The organism is Moraxella sp. K1664, assembly GCF_039693965.1.
Classification (GTDB): Bacteria; Pseudomonadota; Gammaproteobacteria; order Pseudomonadales; family Moraxellaceae; genus Moraxella.
Genome location: NZ_CP155576.1, coordinates 2,390,138 through 2,403,989 on the forward strand (window position 1 = coordinate 2,390,138; position 13,852 = coordinate 2,403,989).

General features: G+C 45.8%; 15 protein-coding genes. 10 read left to right on the forward strand and 5 right to left on the reverse strand.

The window, feature by feature from the left end; genetic code table 11:
- Position 1: 1 nt before the first annotated feature.
- Genes AAHK14_RS11575 through AAHK14_RS11590 form a run of 4 tightly spaced genes read right to left on the reverse strand, consistent with a single transcriptional unit; the run spans position 2 to position 4,481 of the window.
- Positions 2-1,315: an AarF/ABC1/UbiB kinase family protein gene (locus AAHK14_RS11575; RefSeq protein WP_062499090.1), complete on the reverse strand. Its 1,314-nt coding sequence runs from the start codon at positions 1,313-1,315 to the stop codon at positions 2-4.
- Between the two features lie 26 nt (positions 1,316-1,341).
- Positions 1,342-2,130 carry a HesA/MoeB/ThiF family protein gene (locus AAHK14_RS11580; protein WP_065255591.1) on the reverse strand — a complete coding sequence of 263 codons (789 nt, stop codon included), beginning with the start codon at positions 2,128-2,130 and terminating at the stop codon, positions 1,342-1,344.
- On the reverse strand, positions 2,123-2,959 hold the full coding sequence (gene prmC / locus AAHK14_RS11585) for a peptide chain release factor N(5)-glutamine methyltransferase (protein WP_065255592.1): 837 nt from the start codon (positions 2,957-2,959) through the stop codon (positions 2,123-2,125). Before prmC ends, AAHK14_RS11580 begins: the two co-directional genes overlap by 8 nt.
- Position 2,960: 1 nt before the next feature.
- Entirely contained in the window at positions 2,961-4,481 is a 1,521-nt protein-coding gene (locus AAHK14_RS11590) for an MFS transporter (protein ID WP_065255593.1), read from the reverse strand.
- A gap of 302 nt (positions 4,482-4,783) precedes the next feature.
- Here AAHK14_RS11590 and AAHK14_RS11595 point away from each other — a divergent pair, with 302 nt between their 5' ends.
- Both AAHK14_RS11595 and AAHK14_RS11600 read left to right on the forward strand, forming a co-directional pair.
- The gene (locus AAHK14_RS11595) at positions 4,784-5,182 is read left to right on the forward strand and encodes a type II toxin-antitoxin system HicB family antitoxin (RefSeq protein ID WP_194092512.1); all 399 of its coding nucleotides are present in this window, start codon (positions 4,784-4,786) and stop codon (positions 5,180-5,182) included.
- A 133-nt stretch (positions 5,183-5,315) separates the two neighbouring features.
- Positions 5,316-6,260, forward strand: a complete 945-nt coding sequence (locus tag AAHK14_RS11600; protein ID WP_065255595.1) for a LysR substrate-binding domain-containing protein — start codon at positions 5,316-5,318, stop codon at positions 6,258-6,260.
- Between the two features lie 94 nt (positions 6,261-6,354).
- Here AAHK14_RS11600 and AAHK14_RS11605 read toward each other — a convergent pair whose 3' ends face one another.
- Complete coding sequence (locus AAHK14_RS11605; protein WP_065255596.1) at positions 6,355-6,660, reverse strand: HU family DNA-binding protein; 306 nt, start codon at positions 6,658-6,660, stop codon at positions 6,355-6,357.
- 344 nt (positions 6,661-7,004) lie between these two features.
- Between AAHK14_RS11605 and AAHK14_RS11610 the strand changes: the two genes are divergently transcribed.
- The 8 genes from AAHK14_RS11610 to hscA all read left to right on the forward strand — a co-directional run bounded on the left by AAHK14_RS11610 (position 7,005) and on the right by hscA (position 13,771).
- Entirely contained in the window at positions 7,005-7,703 is a 699-nt protein-coding gene (locus AAHK14_RS11610) for a hypothetical protein (RefSeq protein ID WP_227514669.1), read from the forward strand.
- A 367-nt stretch (positions 7,704-8,070) separates the two neighbouring features.
- Positions 8,071-8,586 carry an Rrf2 family transcriptional regulator gene (locus AAHK14_RS11615; protein WP_065255597.1) on the forward strand — a complete coding sequence of 172 codons (516 nt, stop codon included), beginning with the start codon at positions 8,071-8,073 and terminating at the stop codon, positions 8,584-8,586.
- Complete coding sequence (locus tag AAHK14_RS11620; RefSeq protein WP_065255598.1) at positions 8,583-9,806, forward strand: IscS subfamily cysteine desulfurase; 1,224 nt, start codon at positions 8,583-8,585, stop codon at positions 9,804-9,806. The genes AAHK14_RS11615 and AAHK14_RS11620 overlap by 4 nt, the downstream gene beginning before the upstream one ends.
- A gap of 3 nt (positions 9,807-9,809) precedes the next feature.
- Complete coding sequence (locus tag AAHK14_RS11625; RefSeq protein ID WP_065255599.1) at positions 9,810-10,136, forward strand: hypothetical protein; 327 nt, start codon at positions 9,810-9,812, stop codon at positions 10,134-10,136.
- A gap of 210 nt (positions 10,137-10,346) precedes the next feature.
- Complete coding sequence (gene iscU, locus AAHK14_RS11630) at positions 10,347-10,733, forward strand: Fe-S cluster assembly scaffold IscU (RefSeq protein ID WP_065255600.1); 387 nt, start codon at positions 10,347-10,349, stop codon at positions 10,731-10,733.
- Between the two features lie 32 nt (positions 10,734-10,765).
- Positions 10,766-11,086, forward strand: coding sequence for an iron-sulfur cluster assembly protein IscA (gene iscA / locus AAHK14_RS11635; protein WP_065255601.1), 321 nt, complete (start codon positions 10,766-10,768; stop codon positions 11,084-11,086).
- A gap of 3 nt (positions 11,087-11,089) precedes the next feature.
- Complete coding sequence (gene hscB, locus AAHK14_RS11640; protein WP_065255602.1) at positions 11,090-11,632, forward strand: Fe-S protein assembly co-chaperone HscB; 543 nt, start codon at positions 11,090-11,092, stop codon at positions 11,630-11,632.
- A 267-nt stretch (positions 11,633-11,899) separates the two neighbouring features.
- Positions 11,900-13,771: a Fe-S protein assembly chaperone HscA gene (gene hscA / locus AAHK14_RS11645; RefSeq protein ID WP_065255603.1), complete on the forward strand. Its 1,872-nt coding sequence runs from the start codon at positions 11,900-11,902 to the stop codon at positions 13,769-13,771.
- Positions 13,772-13,852 lie beyond the last annotated feature (81 nt).

Consider the following 13,852-nt stretch of genomic DNA (forward strand, 5'->3'; position numbering starts at 1 on the left):
CTTAATTTAACACTCTTTGCTCTGTCACCACCTTTAACCGCTCGCCTTCAAATAACTCCATCTCAGGGGCGAGTGTCACCATAAATCTATCAAAATACAACAGCTGTTTGGTTAATAACGCGAAATCCCTAGGAAAATGCACGCCATAACGCTTACCAATCTCCACAAGTTCTAGCATGAGCAGATTAAGGTTATCCGTCTCTTGGGGCGAGCCATGCACCTTGTCCATCATCGCTTTTAGGTCGTCTGCCAGTTGCCCTACTTTGATTTTGTCATGGCTGTGGGTCATGCCAATATCAACCATCGCCTGTGCCATGCCATGATAATCGTTAAGCTGTAAAGACTGCACCAGTGAGAAACACGCCTGCAAACTGCTCGGTTTAATCTGCCCCATCAGCCCAAAATCCAAAAAGGCAATCCGTCCATCGGTTAGATACATGAGATTGCCCGCGTGCAAATCGGCATGGAACTCACCCGTCATCATCAGCGACAAAAACCACGTATCTAGCACGTCCGCCATCACTTTTTGGGGCGTGGTGCGGTTGCTTTGAGCGATGTCGCTAAGCAAGCTCTCATCAACAAGCGACTTACCAACCAGTAAATCCATGACCAACACACGCTTGGTTGATAGGTTGTGATGGACTTTGGGGGCGGTGATGTGCTGACTGTCTGTTTTATCTAAAAATTCACGAAACTTATCAATATGGCAAGCTTCCGCCAAAAAATCAGTCTCAGCAGTCATGCGAGTGCGAATCTCATCGATAATGGGGGCGAGATTGGCAGTTTTCATCATTGGCAAGACCCGCTCCATCGCCCAAAACGCCCCATGTAACACCCCTAAGTCGGTCTGCATAATCGCCCCAACATCAGGCTTTTGGATTTTTAAGGCGACCTGCCGTCCATCTTTTAGGGTTGCCTTATGCACCTGTGCGATACTCGCTGACGCCAGTGGCACAGGGTCAATGGACGCAAAAATATCATCAAGCCCACGCCCATCATCGGTCAGCTCCTCGGTCAGCACTGCTTGCATTTTGGCAAATGGCACAGGCGGTGTGGCATCCAAACAGTCAGCAAAAGCAAGCACATACTCACGGGGAAACAGTGATGGGGTGCTGGCGATGAACTGTCCAAGCTTGATATAAGTCACGCCCATCTGCATAAAGGCATCTTTTAATAGATAAGCGTCCATCTGCTCGCCCTTGGCAACACGCAAGGCAGATAGCCCTGCCACGCTGGCACTTTTGTGTAGGCGACCTAGGACATTCGCCCCTGTATTTAGGGATTTTTTGGCAAATTGCAATGGTGATGTTTTCATGGTTTTATCGTCTAAGAGTGGTACGGCTAGGCGTGGCACAGTGGGCAGTGTTTATTGGTGGCAAATCGCATTTTTTGTAAAGTCATGGTTCTGCCCTGCCATAATAACAGCTCGTGAGCGATGGGGTTATGCCCCCGTCCGAGATAATCTAGAGCAATCTGTGCCGACATCGAGCCGATGATACTCACGGTACTAGACAAGACCCCTGATGTGGCACAGTTTTGGGTGATACTACTGTTACTGTCTTTGTCCTGCCCAAACAAACACTCATAACAGCCCGTCTGTTTATCAAACAACGCAATCTGCCCCACTTCGCCAATGGCGGAGTTGGATAACAAGGGCAAACCGAGCGTTCGGCAGGTTTGGTTAATCAAATAACGACTGGTAAAATTATCCGTGCAATCAATCACCAAATCCGCACCACTACCCCCAATTATCGCTGTGATGTTGTCTGCATTTAGCTCCACGTCCTGATGGGCGATGTTAATAAACTCATTATGCATCGCCAATGCACGGCTTGCCACCGCCACTTTGGGCTGACCGATGTCTGACTCTCTAAATAGTGTTTGGCGTTGCAAATTACTACGACTCACCACATCAAAGTCAATCAAATGCATGCTCCCCACGCCTGCCCGTGCCAGAATCTGTGAGACAGGACAGCCCAGACCGCCCACACCCACAATCAGCACACGGCTATTTTTTAGGCGTAGCTGTGCATCCATATCCCAGTCATTTAGTAGAATCTGGCGGGCATACCGCATGAGTTCATTATCACTAAGCTCACTGGTAGTCATTTTTTTATCATTATCACTCATCACAAACCCCCATCGTGATTCTATCATTGTCACCATAGTCTTTGATGGTGCGAACATCTTTAAAACCTGCCTTGGCAAAAAGTTCCTGCACGCTCGCCCCTTGGTCGTAGCCATGTTCTAAGGCTAATACGCCACTAGGCATGAGATACGCCGCACTGCCCTTAATGATTTTTTCAATATCGGATAAGCCGTGATTGTCCGCCACCAATGCCGTGATAGGCTCCGCCCCCAACTGTGCCAAATGCTCATCGGTGCGTGCGATATAGGGCGGATTGGCAACGATGACATCAAAGCTCTGCATGGGGATATTTTCATACCAATTTGATTGGATAAATTGGCAATTTGTCACTTGCAAATCTTGTGCATTTCGCCGAGCAACGTCTAAGGCATGATGGAAATAATCCACCGCCAGCACCACACTAGACGGCAACGCCTTTGCTATACTCAGGGCAATACACCCCGAGCCTGTTCCCAAATCCACTATCCGAACCTGCCCCAAACCCTTATCCGCCACCATATCAAGCACCGTCTGCACCAACATCTCTGTATCAGGGCGTGGGATAAGCGTGTGTTCATTGACCGCAAACTCATGCCCAAAAAAGCCCTGCCTGCCGATGACATATGCAAGTGGCACGCCCGAGCATAGTTTTGCCATGCCACTTTCAAGCCTATCATATTCATCAGCGGTCAGCAGATAATCATCATGGGTAATTAAAAAGGCTTTGTCTTTATTTAGCACAAATAACAGCAACGACTCAAACCAATAATAGGGCAGGTGTGCGTGCGATAGCTTGCGAAATCGGGCTTTTAGGGCGTTGATGGTGTGCATGTCATTCTTTGTCAAGTACGGACTCGTCCAGCGAGATGTGTTTATTTACCAAATGAATCAAATATAAAATCGGCAGTCCAATCACAAATGTGATGGCAAAAAACGTGGGATAATTGGTCGCATCCACAATCGCCCCCGAATAACCACCCAAGATTTTTGGCGATAGGGTCATGAGTGATGAAAACAGGGCATACTGCACCGCCGTAAAGCGAATGGATGTCAGTGCCGACAAAAAGGCGATGAATACCGCACTTGCCAAACCTGCCGCTAGGTTATCGGTAATCACCGCAAAATACATGACCAGAATGGTCGGCATATTGGCAAGGATGATAAATAACAGGTTCGTGGCACACGCCAGTATCGCCCCCACCATCATCGCTCGCATGACCCCCACCTGCTGAGCCACCCAGCCCCCAACAAAGCCACCACCAATACTGGCAATCACGCCCACCACTTTGACCGCATTGGCAATTTGGGTTTTGGTAAAGCCCAAATCTTGATAAAACAGGTTGGAGATATTGCCTGCCACGATGTCCGAGATACGATACAAGCCAATGAGTGCCAGCAGTAGCATCGCCTTTTTGCCATAACGCTCAAAAAAATCTGCAATCGGACGCACCCACATGGCATGGGCAATCTCTTTGGCAACCAAGCCTAATTGCACCAACACATAACCAATCCCAAATGCCACCGCACCGCTTGATACAAATCGCACCACGCCCATCATAAAGCTTGCCATAACTCCATCCATGTCGGGCAATACCCCACCCAAAAAGCGGTAAGTCATGATAAAGCCAACAACGGCAGACACAAACACCAACAGCAGTCGCACATAGTCCGCCACAGGACGAAGTTCTTTTTTGGTGTAGATGTCAGGCTCTTTGATAAACAGCGTGGTCGCCACCGCCACGCCCATGACACACGCCATGATAAGGTAGGTTTTTTGCCATGCCAGATAGTTGTACAGTTCTTTGCTTGACCCAAAAAAGTCCGCCAAATACAACGCCCCCGCTCCCGATACTATCATGCCAATGCGATAGCCTGCCACATAAGTTGCTGATAGTGCCGTTTGCATCTCGCTCGGGGCGGACTCAATACGATAAGCATCTATCACGATGTCTTGGGTCGCTGCCGAAAAGCCAAGCAGCACCGCCCCCATCGCCATGATGGTCAAATTCGCCCCTTGCGGGTCGGTCATCGCCATGATGACAATGGCACTTATCATCAAAATTTGGGTCAAAAGTAGCCATGCTCGGCGTTGTCCTAGCCAACCACTCAAAAATGGCAAGGGCAAAGCGTCCACCAAAGGCGACCAGATGAATTTAAACGAATAACCCAACGCTGCATAGCTAAACATGGTAACGGTCGCCCGCTCAATGCCTGCTTCACGAAGCCACAATCCCAAACTAGAAAAAATCAGCAAAATCGGCACGCCTGCGGCAAAGCCCAAAAATAGCATGGATAAAGCCTGACGATTAAAATAAGCCGTCTTAAATGCCGAAAAATCAAATTGTCGTATCATCGCTGTGCATGAGTTAAAAAATAATCTGCCATTTTAGACTATTTTTGGTTATTTTACAAAAAGTTATTGTGATATTTTAAAAATCGGACGTGCCCACGCTCACTTGTATGCTCTACACATTCAGCCAAATACACCCATCAATAAAGACAATACTCACCCAAATCGCAAATAACACCCACCTAAGATACGTTTGGTAAACAAATCATCCATCTAGCCTTTTAAAGTTACCGCTAGTCTTAACTTATTGCCAATTTATTATATTTATGACAAAATAAAAATCCCTTTTAGCATATCAATCCATCATGAAACTTTTTAGCGTTGCCATCAGACAAGAAGATGATACTTTTTATGCCCAAGTACCCGATTTGCCAGACATCCATGTTGTCGGCAACAGCATTGCTGATACGATTGATAAAGTACGTTCTACCTTGATTGGGCATTTGCAACAACTGGCAGATGATGGCAACGACCTGCCCCAACCTGAGAACATCAGCATTCATCTGACCAACCCCAAATTCGCAGGGCAGACGTGGGCGATGATTAGCCTAAACTCCACGCTCTTTAACAGCAGGCAAAAATCCTTTAATCTACACCTACCCCGTGCCTTGCTCACCCAAATCCAAGCACAAATCGGCTATGACGAACACAACATTGAAGCCTTTATCCTAAAAGCGATAGAGCATGAACTTGCCAATGCTTAGCAGATAACCCCATCATTGCACCACAAATGCCGATATTCCCAATCGGCATTTGTTTTTTCTTTTTGGGTATTTTCTTTTTTGATGGTGGCTTTTATAATGACAGCACTTTATAAATCAGATTAAGGGGCGTATCATGGCGATAGATGTGGTCATCAACCAAAAGCATTTACAAATTCAGCTCAAACAGCTAGAAACCGTTTGGCATACGGTCGTCAATGGCTATAACTTATCCCAAGCTGCCGAACTGCTCCACACCAGTCAGTCCAGCCTATCCAAACAAATCGCCGCCCTAGAAAATCAGCTTAAAACAGACGTATTTACTCGGCAAGGCAAACGCCTAACGGGGCTAACCCCCATCGGCAAATCGCTACTGCCCCACATCGAAGCGATTTTTGCCGAGATACGCACCATCGAAAACCTAAGCCTTGATTTTAATAACGCCCAAGAAGGCACACTGACCGTTGCCACGACACACACCCAAGCCCGCTATGTTTTGCCCAGCATTGTCAAGGTTTTTTTACAAAAATTTCCTAAGGTTAATCTAGTACTACAACAAGCCGACCCCGAGACCATCGCCCAAATGGTCATTCGTGGTCAAGCCGACATTGGCATTGCCACCGAGAGCCTGCTCAACAATGCCGTGCTACGCTGTCATCGCTATTATGACTGGTCGCACGTGGTCATCGCCCCCAAAGACCATGAGCTGGCAGAGCTGGCAGACGTGATGGATGGCGTGGATTTGCCTGAGCTGGCAAGTTTTCCCATCATTACTTATCATGGCGGTTTTACAGGGCGAAGTGCCATTGATAGGACGTTTGAGCAGGCAGGGTTACAACCCAAAATCGTGCTTGCCGCCCTAGACTCAGACGTGATTAGCACCTATGTGTCGGCAGGTCTGGGCGTGGGTATCATTGCTGAAATGGCGTACGAGCCTGCCAACTACCCTGACCTTATTGCCATTCCTATCAGTCATTTTGGGCGGTTTACCAGTTGGATTGCGGTGCGTGATGACAGCGACATTCGCAAGTTTGGCGGTGAGTTTATTAAACTGTGTCAAGGTCAATTTGATAAACGCTAAAACTTAAAGAACCAATAAAAAACGCACCGAATAGGGGTGCGTTTTTTCATTTTAAACATTCTAAACAACGTTAAAACTGTTAAAATTGTTAAAATTATTTTTTGCCTTTTTTGGCAGCTTTTTCGGCAGGGTTTACCGCATCTTTTAGACCTTTACCTGCTTTAAAGCCGGGTACTTTGCTGGCAGCGATTTGTAGTGGTGCACCAGTCTTAGGGTTGCGACCGGTACGGGCAGCACGCTCTTTGACGCTAAAAGTACCAAAACCGACCAATACCACGTCATCACCACGCTCTAAGGCACCTTGTACGCTAGAAGTGAAAGCGTTAATGGCTTTGGTGGCTTGTTCTTTGGTAAGACCTGCTTCGCTGGCAACAGCATCTACTAATTCTGATTTATTCATGATTTGTCCTCATGGTGTTGATGATAAGAATGTGAAATGAATTTACATTTTGCCCCATCTTACAATACCGATGAAGCTGGCAAAAGCAAATTCTAAGCCCACAACACACGCTTGGGCTTATTTTGAGTGCATTGTATAAGGGTATTGCCCATTTTACAAGGGGTATGGCAAAATATTTTTATCTTTTTTACAAAAATACCCCATCAAAGGCGGGATATTTACGATAAAAGCCTACTTTTATCCTTTATTTGCCAAAAAATCACGCATTAGTTACATTAAGGTGGTTTACTTTTTTTGGATATCATCTTATCATTAGCATTATTTTGTGAATTGATAATATCTGTATGACCGACCAGCCGACCCATAGCCCCAAGCCTAGCGACCCACAGCCAACCTATCGCACCGATGACAGCGATAATGGCGGTGTCTCTCGTGGACTGTTAAATGTTCTATTGGTGTTTTTAGAATCAGCCATTACTCTAATTCTTCGCTTTGACCCCAAACTGCGGCAGCTTGCCTACCCGCTTGCCGAACGTGGTACGGTGGTCTGCATTCGCACCTACCTGCCCCATGTGCAGTTTTATGCCACGTTTGGCTATCGTGGCGTACTGCTCGATGACCGCCTACCCAATGACAAGACCACGCCTGACATGACGGTCAATGCGTATAGTTTTCAGCTGATTAATGCCATCACCACGCACAAGAGTAGCAATGTTGAATCCTTACAAATTCGTGGCAGTCATGAAGATGTGCATGATTTTAAGGCATTTTTGGTGCAGTTGGGCGTGGGCGGTGTCATTCAAAACTTACTGGGCAAAGTCAAAGGCAAACCTGCTCCCACCCCCGAACAAAAAGCCGAAAAACAAGAAAATTACAAAGCCAAAATCGCCGAGCAGTCTGCTCGCATTGATGAGCTAACCTTACATAACCACAAGCTAAATACCGCTCTCATCGAACTACAAGGCAAACAAAAAAGCACCTTTATCGCCCTTGTTGTGGTGGGCATCATTGCATTGGTTGCCATCATCATGAACTTTGTTTGATTGTTTTTTACTCATAAAAAGGCGAACTTTCCGCCTTTTTATTTATTTTATAGGTTATTTATTGGCTTAATTTTTTACCCTAACGCCAAATATTAATTCCTACCCCCTTAGTCGGATTGCAAACCACGTCTGCCGTGCTATGATAGCCATGCTATGACAAATATCAATTTTTGGCTTGATTTGGACTATATTTAACAGTTCATTTAAAAGATAAATTTATGATGAATTTTATCAATGGCAAAAATCAATTACTTTGATAAAAAATAATCTTGACTAAATTACTAGGAATTATTATAATAGCCAAATATTATCTACCCACGCCCAGCTTAGTTATCAAAGTTAGGCTAGGCAATTTGGAAACCATATTATGCGATTGACAACTCGTGGACGCTATGCCGTAACTGCTCTGCTTGATTTAGCAGTACAAGAGAGTCGCCATCAAGGAGCGGTGTCTTTGTCTGATATTGCAAAGCGTCAATCCATCTCCATCTCTTATCTTGAACAACTTTTCTCAAAACTACGCAAAAAAGGTTTGGTAAGCAGTACTCGTGGGGCATCTGGCGGTTATCATCTTGCCAGACCCTTAGATGAGATTGATGTCATGAGCATCATTAGTGCCGTTGATGAGTCCATTAACGCCATGCAGTGTGGTGGTAAAGGTGATTGCCGAGATGGCGAGATGTGTCTTACACACGACTTATGGCACGATTTATCCAATCATATTGAAGCGTATTTAAGCAATGTTAGCCTAGCCCAGCTCCTAGAATCCAAGCACACAGGAGACATTGCTGACCGCCAACAAAAAATCGCCGACGAAAAAGGTGACGAATCCAATTCAATTCACACAATCCATACAATTAACTTAGGGGTCAATCCAGCATGAGCCAATCATCACTTATTTATTTAGATTATGCCGCCACCACGCCAGTCGCCCAAGAGGTTGCTGACAAAATGGTCAAATACATGACTTTTGATGGGGTATTTGGCAATCCTGCCAGTCGTAGCCATGGTTTTGGTTGGCAAGCCGAGGAAGCGGTGGAAAATGCCCGCATGCAGATTGCTGAGACAGTCGGTGCTGACCCTCGTGAGATTGTGTTTACCAGTGGTGCAACCGAGTCGGACAACCTTGCCCTAAAAGGTGTGGCTCATTTTTATCATCAAAAAGGCAAACACATCATCACATCTAAAATTGAGCATAAAGCCATCTTAGATACTTGCCGTCAATTAGAAGAAGAGGGCTTTGAGGTTACCTATCTTATCCCCCAAGAAGCCACAGGCATCATTACACCCAAGCAGGTAGAAGAGGCCATTCGCCCCGACACAATTTTAGTCAGTCTCATGGCGGTAAACAATGAACTGGGCACGGTAACAGATATTGCCAGTATTGGTGAGATTACCCGTGCCAAGGGCGTACTGTTCCATGTGGACGCTGCCCAAGCCGTTGGCAAAATTAAGATTAACCTAGAAGAGCTAAAAGTGGATTTGATGAGTTTTTCAGGACACAAAGTCTATGGCCCTAAGGGTATCGGTGCGTTATATGTTCGCCGTAAGCCTCGTGTGCGTATCAAAGCCGAACAACATGGCGGTGGGCATGAACGTGGTATGCGTTCTGGTACGCTTGCTACGCACCAAATTGTCGGTATGGGCGAAGCGTTTGCCTTATCAACCATCCGTTTTGATGAAGACCACGCCCACATCACTCGCCTACGTGATAAACTGTGGAATGGTTTGCAGGGCATTGAAGAGATTTATCTTAACGGCAGTTTTGAACAAGGCGTCCCAAACATCCTAAACGTCAGCTTTAACTTCATAGAAGGCGAAAGTTTGATGATGAGCCTAAAAGATTTGGCGGTATCATCTGGTTCAGCGTGTACCTCAGCTACCTTAGAGCCATCTTATGTCCTGCGTGCCATTGGGCGTCCCGATGAACTGGCTCATTCATCCATCCGTTTTAGTATTGGTCGCCATACCACCGATGAGGACATTGACCATGTTCTTGCCCAAATTACCGATGCGGTAAATAAACTGCGTGAGCTGTCGCCCCTTTGGGACATGTTTAAAGAAGGCGTGGATTTTAGCAAGGTTGAATGGCAGGAGCATTGATATATGAACAAGAAATATTTTTTAAGAAAAACTATCTCGGAGTTATATAATACCCAAAAAGACACTTGTATTAATGCAAAACTATTGTCGGAATTAGAGCAACAAGATATTGAAGAGTTAGATGCTTTTCATGCCCAAGATGTAGTTATACTTGAATTGCCAGATGAATATTTCTGTGGCATAAGAGCTGACCATTTTGTCATTGAATTTGGTTGGAGCGAACTATATTATCATGATGAAGGTGAAAATCCAGTTGCTCAAATTTTAATTACAGCAAACCATAAAGGCAAGCGAGCATTAACACTTCTCCATTGCCCAAAAGGCTTTTGATTTTTGATTTAAAATTTTAAGTAATTTACCCCATTCTCAACTTTATACAATGATTGATTTACCAAGGGCGAGTTGCAATTGGTCTCTGCAATTCAAAAATCATTATTGAATAATCAATAAGTTGCTAGTTTAAGTTGAGAACGAAGTATAATTTGATTATTCCAAGCCTAACATGCAAGGCAATAATCCCCAAAAACAGAGAGAAAAACCATGGCATACTCAGACAAGGTCATTGACCATTACGAAAACCCCCGCAACGTGGGCAACCTAGACAAAAACGCCAAAAACGTTGGCACTGGCATGGTCGGAGCCCCCGCCTGTGGCGATGTCATGCGTTTGCAAATCCAAGTGGGCGATGACGGCATTATTGAAGATGCCAAATTCAAAACCTATGGCTGTGGCTCAGCGATTGCATCAAGCTCACTTGTTACCGAATGGCTAAAAGGCAAAACCATTGATGAAGCTCGCACCATTAAAAACCTAGACATCGCCCAAGAGCTTGCCCTACCCCCTGTTAAAGTGCATTGCTCTGTGTTGGCAGAAGATGCGATTAAGGCGGCGATTGAAGATTATCAATCAAAATCAGTCATTGCCTAATTTTTAGTAAATTTATCACATAGGAAAGACTTATGATTACTCTAACAAACAAAGCGGTAACACATGTCAAAGACTTTTTGGCAAATCGGGGCAGCGGCGTTGGCATTCGTGTGGGTGTACGAACGGCAGGGTGTTCAGGTCTTGCCTATGTGCTTGAATTTGTAGACGAGCCAAACGATACCGATGAGCGTTTTGATAATGATGGCGTGGGTGTGTTTGTAGACCCAAAAAGCCTTGTTTATTTGGACGGTCTGCAAATGGACTACGTAACCGAAGGGCTAAATTCTGGCTTTAAATTCACCAACCCCAACCAAACAGGCGAATGTGGTTGTGGCGAATCCTTTACGGTGTAACTCATGGCTTTAATAACCAATAATTTTTTTGAATTGTTTGGCTTGCCTGTAGCGTTTGGCATTGACAAATCCGCCCTAAAAGCGACTTTTTTGAACCTGCAAAAACAGCACCATCCCGACAATGCCGACAATATCGCCCAAGCCGAGCAAAACACCGCCTTGATTAACCACGCTTTTGACACTCTAAACCGTGATGACAGCCGAGCAATTTATTTGCTTGAATTATCAGGCGTGGCATTTGATTCAGACAAAACCATCGCTGATGAGCCGTTTTTGATGCAGATGATGAGCCATCGCATGGATTTGGAGGATGCCATGATGGATGGCGATAAGAGTGCAATCAGTCAAATTACAAATGGCGTCCATGCGTTAATGACTCAAACAGCAGATGAATTTAGCAGAGCATACCAAACAAAAGATTGGCAAAATGCTCAAATCATCGCCCAAAAATTGCGTTTTTTGGGTAAATTGCATGATGACATGACAACCGCCTTATCCAAATCATCAAGCCAAGATGACGGGCAAGATGATGATTTATATGTGTGATTTTTAATTGTTTGCCCCATTCTCAACTTTATATAAATGATTGATTTATCAAGGGCGAATTGCAATTCGCCCCTACAACTTGGAAATAGTTATTGAATAATCAATAAGTTATAATTTTAAGTTGAGAGCGAAGTATTATTTTTAAAAATTTAAAAGATTTAAACAACCCATAAAACGCCAAAAATTTTAACACCCAATTTATCCCAAATGAGTAAAACCATGTTAAAATTTTAGCCAACTTGTAAAACCATAAAATACCATAATACCATGTCTCTACTTCAAATCAGCGAACCCAACCAATCCGCCAAACCCCACCAGCACCGCTACGCCTTAGGCATAGACTTGGGGACGACTCATTCGCTTGTGGGCGTGGTACGCTCAGGACGGGCGGACGTGTTGCCCTTTGGCGATAGTCCCCTATTGCCGAGTGTGGTATATTATGGCGACAAGGCAGACACCCCCATTGTCGGCAAGCACGCCTTGACTTACAACGACCCCAAAAATACCATTATCTCCGCCAAACGCTTTATGGGGCGGTCTTTGGCAGACATTAAATTTAGCCACCCTTATGAATTGGTTGGGGGCGACAACGCCATGCCAGCGTTCGTTACCGCACAAGGTGACAAATCGCCCGTTGAAACGTCCGCCCATATCCTAGCCAAGCTCCACAACCACGCCAAGGCAAGCCTACCGCCTGATAGCATACAAGGGGCGGTGATTACCGTGCCTGCCTATTTTGACGAAGCCCAACGCCAAGCCACCAAAGACGCAGGGGCAAGCATCGGGCTTAACGTATTACGCCTATTAAATGAGCCGACCGCCGCCGCCATTGCCTATGGGCTTGACAAATCCGCCAAGACAGGCACTTATCTGATTTACGACCTAGGCGGGGGGACGTTTGATGTGTCGGTGTTGTCCCTAAAAGACGGGGTGTTTGAAGTCTTAGCCACGGGCGGAAATTCGGCTTTGGGCGGAGATGACATTGACCGTTTGATTGCCAATTTCTTTATCAAATCGGCAGGACATGACCCCAAAAACGTGGACAACGCCCAAAAAAGCACCCTTGCCAACCTTGCCAAAAGCTACAAGCAAAAACTCTCCGAGCGTCAAGCGGTGTCGGTAGACGTTGAGATTGACGGTGTGCCATTTAGCACGCTACTAAACCGAGACACGCTCGCCCAAATCTGTGAGCCTGTGATTCGTAGAACGTTGCAACTATGCGAACAAGTGCTAACTGATGCACGCCTTGACAAAACCGCCATTGATGAAGTGGTGCTGGTCGGCGGCTCTACTCGTATGCCAATTGTGCAAAATGCGGTACAGGCGTTTTTTGATAAAAAACCCTTATGCTCTATCAATCCTGACGAAGTCGTGGCACTTGGGGCGACACGGCTTGCTCATCAGCTCATCAACAAACAAGACGATAACCTACTCCTACTGGACGTAACGCCCCTATCGCTTGGGCTTGAAACCATGGGCGGACTGACCGAAGTCATCATTCCACGCAACACCCCCATTCCTGTGGCACGCAGACAGACCTTTACCACGCACACGGACGCTCAGACGGGTATGGTAATTCATGTGGTGCAAGGCGAGCGTGAGACCGTGGCGGATTGTCGCACTTTGGCGAATTTTACGCTAACAGGCATTCCACCCATGAAAGCAGGGCTTGCCCGTGTGGAAGTTACCTTTGCCATTGACGCTAACGGACAGCTGACCGTATCGGCAATGGAGACGACCACCAAAGTCGCCAGTAAAATTGATGTCGTGCCAAGCTATGGGCTGACCGAAGAGCAACAAGAAGAACTTTTAAAAGCAGGTTTCATCCACGCCAAAGCTGACAAAGAAAAGCGTATGCTCATCGAGACCAAAGTAGAAGCCGAGCGTGAGATTTTGGCATTGCAATCGGCATTGGCAGAATTTGGCGACTTACTTGATGACAACGACAAAGCCAAATTAAGCGAAAAAATGACCGCCGTCAAATCCGCCATTGACACCGCCCAAACTGCCGATGATAAGACAATGCTGGATAAGGCGGTGAGCGAATTAAAACCTTTGTCGGATAATTTTGCGTCCGTCATCATGAACCAAAATGTCAAACAGGCATTGGCAGGGACAAAGGCAAGCGATTGGAAATGATTGCATTTCTATCAAGCAGGGGCAATTGCAATTACTCAACCCAGTCCCTAATTGTTAAAAAATTAACCCTTAAAAATCCGT